At 63.3% G+C, this 6,106-nt stretch carries 3 protein-coding genes, 3 pseudogenes and 1 other annotated feature; of the genes and pseudogenes, 3 read left to right on the top strand and 3 right to left on the bottom strand.

The genetic code is table 11. The features are described 5' to 3' along the window. Both FHG71_RS22520 and FHG71_RS22515 read right to left on the bottom strand, forming a co-directional pair. Positions 1–298 (bottom strand): annotated as a pseudogene (locus FHG71_RS22520) (TerC family protein); the annotation flags it as partial. Positions 299–871: 573 nt separating this feature from the next. Next, positions 872–1,287 (bottom strand): annotated as a pseudogene (locus tag FHG71_RS22515) (IS5 family transposase); the annotation flags it as partial. Between the two features lie 220 nt (positions 1,288–1,507). Between FHG71_RS22515 and FHG71_RS22510 the strand changes: the two are divergent. After that, positions 1,508–3,268 (top strand): glycosyl hydrolase, encoded by a 1,761-nt coding sequence (locus tag FHG71_RS22510; RefSeq protein WP_139083993.1) that lies wholly within the window; start codon positions 1,508–1,510, stop codon positions 3,266–3,268. Between the two features lie 144 nt (positions 3,269–3,412). Then, positions 3,413–4,662 (top strand): annotated as a pseudogene (locus tag FHG71_RS22505) (IS3 family transposase). Next, positions 3,693–3,811: a sequence feature (AL1L pseudoknot), on the top strand. It overlaps the preceding pseudogene by 119 nt. Positions 4,663–4,776: 114 nt before the next feature. Here the strand turns inward: FHG71_RS22505 and FHG71_RS22500 are convergent. Continuing rightward, on the bottom strand, positions 4,777–5,685 hold the full coding sequence (locus FHG71_RS22500; protein ID WP_139083991.1) for a LysR family transcriptional regulator: 909 nt from the start codon (positions 5,683–5,685) through the stop codon (positions 4,777–4,779). A 79-nt stretch (positions 5,686–5,764) separates the two neighbouring features. On the opposite strand from FHG71_RS22500, the gene FHG71_RS22495 reads away from it, so the two are divergent. Next, positions 5,765–6,106: type 2 periplasmic-binding domain-containing protein (locus tag FHG71_RS22495; RefSeq protein ID WP_218014221.1), on the top strand; the 342-nt coding region annotated here is incomplete at its 3' end.

Below are 6,106 nucleotides of genomic sequence, written 5' to 3'. Positions count from 1 at the left end.
GGTACTGGGGTGGGACGGCGAAGTGCGTGAAGATCAGCACGATGACAAAGATGTTGTCGATGCTGAGGCTGTATTCGATCAGGTAGGCGCTGAGGAACTGCAGCGCCGGCTCGGAGCCCTGATAGTAGAGGACGCCCGCGCAGAAGATCATGGCGATGATGAAGTAGATGCCCACGCGGATCAGCGCCTCGCGTCCGCTGATCGCGTGGGCCTTCTTGGTGAAAGCGCCGAGGTCGAAGGCCAGAAGCACGCCAATGAAGGCGGCGAAGCCCAGCCAGAGCCAGATGGTTGCGTCCAAGGGACGATTCCTGTGTTCTGCCTTCCGTCCCGCAGCGGAAAGGCGTTTCTCAGGGGAAGTCCGACATCGCCGGAATGCCAAGGCGGGGCATGCCGGCCAGAGGGGCCCGGACCAGGGACGGGGAAAGGCTGCCGGTCAGCCCGCTCGGACCCGGCTGTCGCCGGGACCTGGGAGCACCTCGTTCACGCTCATGCCGAGCGGCGCGTTCGAGCACCCATCAGCGCTGGCCACTGTCGGCAGGCCCGGTCGCGGGCCGCTGTCCAGATGAAAGTCCGTGCGGTCCATCTCGTTCTCCGCCTGGGGCACGACGGCCCTGCCCATCACCGCTCGCGGCGGGCTCACGGAGGACCTGATGATCGTGCACGGATCCAGGACAGGCCTTCCAGCGAGCCGCGGTCGGAGCGGCCAAATGGAAAGTCCGACATCGCAGCGCTGGGCGGCGCTGCCAGAGGGGCCCGGACCCGGCTTGGGACTTACGGCAACCTCAGAGCCCGCGCAAGTCGGCGCTGCTATCGCGGCCAAATCCGGGAGCGACTCCAAATCTCGATCATCGTTCGGGCTGAGGCCCGGTAAGTGCTTGCGCGCGCTCCACTCCCCTTCGCCCATGGCCTTGATGCCGGGGCTGTCAACAAGAAGGTGCGAGCCGCACCTGGGGTGAGGCTGTAAGGGATCGTGACGGTCAGGTCCTCCTGACGTCGGCAAAGCGTGCTGAAGTCGGGCACGGACCAGTCCAGCTTGGCGAGCTTCAGAAGGCTTGCCACCAAGCCCGCCGTTTGGCGCAGTGGCAACCCGAACAGCGCCTTCAGCATCAGACGGGCCTGGATCGCCGTATCCGAGAAGGTCGCAGGGCGTCTGCGCCGGCCGCTCAGGGCCGCCAACCACTCCATCTCGGAATCCAGCCAGATCAGCAACGAGCCGCGCTGCTTCAGGGCCGCGTTGAAGGCGCGCCAGTTCGTCGTGCGGCAGCTCGGAGGGGCGGGCTTGCTCACCCCCAGCCACTAACCCGCTCAGCCTACGAGGGAAATCCTCCCCAATTCCTGCAACAGAGCCCGACGCGGTGGTCAACGAGAGCCCCACCTATCCCGCGGCCCCATAGGAGCCCTAAAAGCTTCAGGATTGCGCCGGACACGCGCCCGCAGTTCGACGCATTCGAATGAAAAGAGCCCCACCGACGCCGTGATCCGATGGTGTCGCTGAGGGGCAAACACAATGACCATCGAACATCGCGACAAGATCGGCATCGGCCTGTGGGACGTCGACGCCAAGGGCACCGCCTTGAACGACGTCGATCGCGCCGGCTTCGCTTGGCACTATACGTGGAAGCCCAAGCCGCTTTGGGATGTCGACACGACCCCAGAGATGTCGGCCTGGGTGCCCCAGCTCTGGGGCGACCGGGACATGACGGCCGAGGCTCTCACGAGGATCAAAGCCTCGAGTGCCACGACGCTCCTTGGATTCAATGAGCCGGACCACCACCTGCAGTCCAACATGACCGTGGCCCATGCTCTGGAGCTGTGGCCGCAGCTCCAAGCCATCGGCCTGCGCCTGGGATCTCCGGCCGTCACGCAGACGGGGGCCGTGGGCAGCGCGTCATGGCTTGCGAAGTTCATGGCTGGCGCCGAGGCGCAGGGCCTGACAGTCGACTTCATTCAGGTTCACTACTACTCCACGACCGCCGACGTGACGGCTTTCAAGACGTTCTTGGAGAAGGTTCATGCCCAGTATGGCAAGCCGGTCTGGGTGACCGAGTGGGCCCTCGCGGACTGGTCCAACCCCGATCGCTTCTCCTTCGAGCAGCAGGCCGCCTTTGCGCGGGCCGCGACGGAGATGATGGACGATCTTGGCTTTATCGAGAAGCACGCCTGGTTCGCAGGCTATGAAGGTGGCGATGGTTGGAACCTCCGAAGTGGCATCTTCCACGCGGACGGTAGCCTGAGCCCAGTCGGTCAGGTCTTTGCTGAGCTCAACACCTCTACTGAGGTAGAGAAGCTCATTGCCTCCGACAGCTTGGTCCAGGGCAGGGTCGGGGCTGATTACTTCAGTAGTTCCGAAAGCCACGACATCCTGTCGGGCCATGAGGGCGATGACAGCCTGGAGGGCGGTGCTGGCAACGACTCGCTGGACGGCGGGGCCGGAAGCGATTGGTTGATTGGCGGCCCGGGCGACGACACCTATCTGGTGTCAGAGGCCAGCGACGTCGTCGTTGAGGTGGCAGGCGGGGGCCACGACACGGTCATAGCCTTGGTGAGCCACACGCTGGCCGCATGGGTCGAGGATCTCCATCTCACCAACAGTGCCAATCTGAAGGGCACGGGCAACGAGCTCGCCAATCGGATCATCGGTAGCGACGGCATCAACGTGATCGATGGCCGGGCCGGGGCCGACCGCATGGAAGGCGGCAAGGGCAACGACAGCTACATCGTGGATAACTCCGCAGACATCCTCGTGGAGGCGGCCGGCGAGGGCTTCGACTGGGCGCGGGCTTCGGTGTCCTTTGCCTTGGCTGACCACGTGGACGGACTGACGCTCACAGGCGCGGCCAACCTCTGGGGCACCGGCAACGCCGCGAGCAACCGCATTAACGGCAACTCCGGCGCCAACTTCCTGAGCGGCTTGGGCGGCAACGACAAGATCGACGGCGGGGATGGTGCCGATACACTGGACGGAGGAGCCGGGAGCGATGTCATGAAAGGCGGCGGCGGCACCAACCTCCTCTGGGGGAGAAGCGGCAACGACACCTTCGTCTTCACGACCGGGCAAGACCGCATCCGGGACTTCGCCGACAACATCGATACGCTTCAACTCGACGACGCTCTCTGGGGGGGAGCAGTCAGGTCCGTGGCTGATGTTCTGAAGATGGCGACGTTCCTGAATGGGACGGTGCAGTTCGAGTTCGCCGACGCGCATCAACTGGCGATCAGCGGGCTGTCCAGCATCGCCGCATTGACAGACGACCTGGTTCTCATCTGAGGCGGCCTGAGGACGACCCAGGCAGGCTTTCAGCAGGTTCAAGGAGGACCTTCAACTCCCGCGACGCCAATTGACAGGTGGAGGAAAGATATGAACCGCACCGGGTTTGCTGGAGGCTCCAACTCCTGAGTAGGGTGAGCCCTGATGAGCAAGACGACGAACAAGTTCTTTCCCGAGATCCGCGAGCGTGCGGTGCGGATGGTGCCGGATCACGAGGGCAGCACGGGTCCCGCTGGTCGGCCATCGTGTCGATCTCCGCGAAGATCGGCTGCGCGGTCCAGACGCTGAACGACTGGGTGAAGAAGGCCGAGGTCGAGAGCGGCCGCCGGGCCGGCATCCCGACCGAGCTGGCCGAGCGGCTCAAGGCGCTCGAGCGCGAGAACCGGGAACTGCGCCAGGCCGACAAAATCTTGCGCAAGGCGAGCGCGTATTTTGCGATGGCGGAGCTCGACCGCGCCGGTCGAAGTGATGGTGTCGTTCATTGACGATCATCGAGGAAAGCATGGAGTCGAGCCGATCTGCCGTCTTCTGCGGATCGACCCGTCCACGTGATACGAGCACCTGACCAAGCGCGCCGGCCCGGCTCGGCTCTCAGATCGCGCTCGGCGGGACAAGGCGCTGCGGCCCGAAATTCTCCGCGTGTTCGAGGAGAACCGACGCGTCCACGGCGTGCGGAAGGTCTGGCGTCAACTCAGCCGGGAGGGCTGCGACGTGGCTCGATGCACGGTAGCGGCTCAATGCACGGTAGCGCGGCTGATGAAGGACGTGGGGCTCCAAGGCATCATCAGGGGCCGACGGCACAGGACGACGATCCCGGACAAGAAGGCGCCGTGCCCGCTGGATAAGGTGAACCGCCAGTTCCGGGCTCCCGCGCCCAACATGCTCTGGGTCAGCGACTTCACCTACGTCGCGACCCGGACAGGCATCGTCTATGTGGCCTTCGTGATCGACGCCTTTGCGCGGCGCATCGTCGGTTGGCGGGTCAGCACATCCGCACACGCGGGCTTCGTTCTCGATGCCCTGGAGCAGGCCGTCCACGAGCGCCGCCCGGCCAAGGGCATGGGCCTCGCCCATCACGAGCCGACCGCGGGTCTCAATACCTGTCGATCCGCTACACCGAGCGCCTCGCCGAGGCCGGCATCGAGCCGTCCGTGGGAAGTGTCGGCGACAGCTATGACAATGCTCTGGCCGAGACGATCAACGGCCTCTTCAAGGCCGAGGTCATCCATCGGCGTGGACCCTGGCGCAGCTTCGAGGCCGTGGAGTTCGCCACCCTTGAATGGGTGGACTGGTTCAACAACAGGCGCCTCCTCGAGCCGATCGGGAACATCCCGCCTGCCGAGGCCGAAGCGAACTTCTGCGCGGCTCTGGTCACCCCGGTCATGGCCGCGTAGCTAACGAAAACTCGCCTCCGGCAAACCCGGTGCGGTTCAGCACACCAAGAGCCATTCCACTCGCTCCTCCCTGCTCAGAAAACGACCGTTCTCTAGACGCCAGTATCATGAAGACTACAGCGCTCGACTATTGCGGACTTCCAGTAGAACCTTGCGGAAACCGGAGATAAGAACATTGTCTCTATCCTGCTCTCGAAAGGCGACGTTGTGCATCGATGTGAAATGAAAGATGTCTGGCTTGATCGGCCTTAGCTGGCCAGTCGTGATATAGAAATCTGCAAAGTGGCAGGGCAGGAAGCCGATGAAGCGCCCCGAGAGGATCAGCATGAGTTGCGCCTCCATGTGGACGACAGACGCGCTCGCCTTCGGATGACCAACACGATAGAGGTCGTCAAAGTGTCGGTAACTGCGCACCGAGAAGCGAGCCTCGTCCACGTGCCGCTTCGTGATCTCGGAGTCGGGCAAAGCAAAGAGCGGATGACCGTTGCCACAATAGAGCAGGTGGGGCTCACCGACGAAGTCCAAAAAGACCACACCGGGCGCCTTCCTCGTCAATGGACCGATGACAATGTCGCGCTCTCCATCGGCGACCGCCCTCTCCAGCTCGGCTGGCGCACCAAGGATCAAGTCCACGAGTACGTCCGTGTCGGGTGTCAGGAATCTGGAGATGGCCGCCTGAATGCCTAGGCGGTCGTGCGTCATAGTTCCATCAGAAGTTCCGATCCGAAGGCGACCCGACAAGCCACCCCGTACCGCAGCTATGCGCTGGTTGAACTCGTCCAAGTCGCGGAGCAGCTTCAACGCCGCTTCGCGGGTTGCCTGGCCTAGTTCGGTCAGGCGGAACTGCTGTCGCCCACGATGGCAAAGCTGACCACCCAGTCGTTTCTCCAGTTCAGCAAGGTGAGTGCTGAGCGTCGATTGGGACAAGTTGAGCGCCACTTGGGCTTCGGCGAAGCCGCCCGCCTCGGCAAGCGCCAGGAACACGCGAAGCAGACGGATGTCGATGTTGTCCAGGCGACGCATGCATCCTCCGCAAGCCGGATGCATCTACGTTAATCGATGTATCCATCCAAACATAGTGATTTACTTCGATGTGGGATGCTTGAAGCTGGCAGAAAACGTCAGGGAGTTCATCATGCGCCAGCCGATCACACTCGCCGTCTCAGCCTTTTCTGTTCTTGCCGGGGCGGGTGCAGCTTCGGCCGCCGACGAAATCCGGGTTCTCACGCCGACCTGGCTCGGCTTCGCGCCGCTCTACATCGCGCAAGACCTCGGTTGCTTTGAGGAGAACGACCTCGCCGTCAGCATGACCTTCGAGGATGACCTCACCAATAAACTGGCCGCCATGACCCGAGGTGATATCGAGGTGCTGATGCGCTCGGTGGGTGAGGGGGTTGTTGCCCAATCTTGTGGGGGATGGTCGCGTAGGGGTTCGTGGCCCCTA

The sequence above is a fragment of the Rubellimicrobium roseum genome (assembly GCF_006152145.1).
GTDB lineage: Bacteria > Pseudomonadota > Alphaproteobacteria > Rhodobacterales > Rhodobacteraceae > Rubellimicrobium > Rubellimicrobium roseum.
This window is presented reverse-complemented; position numbering and strand designations above follow the sequence as displayed.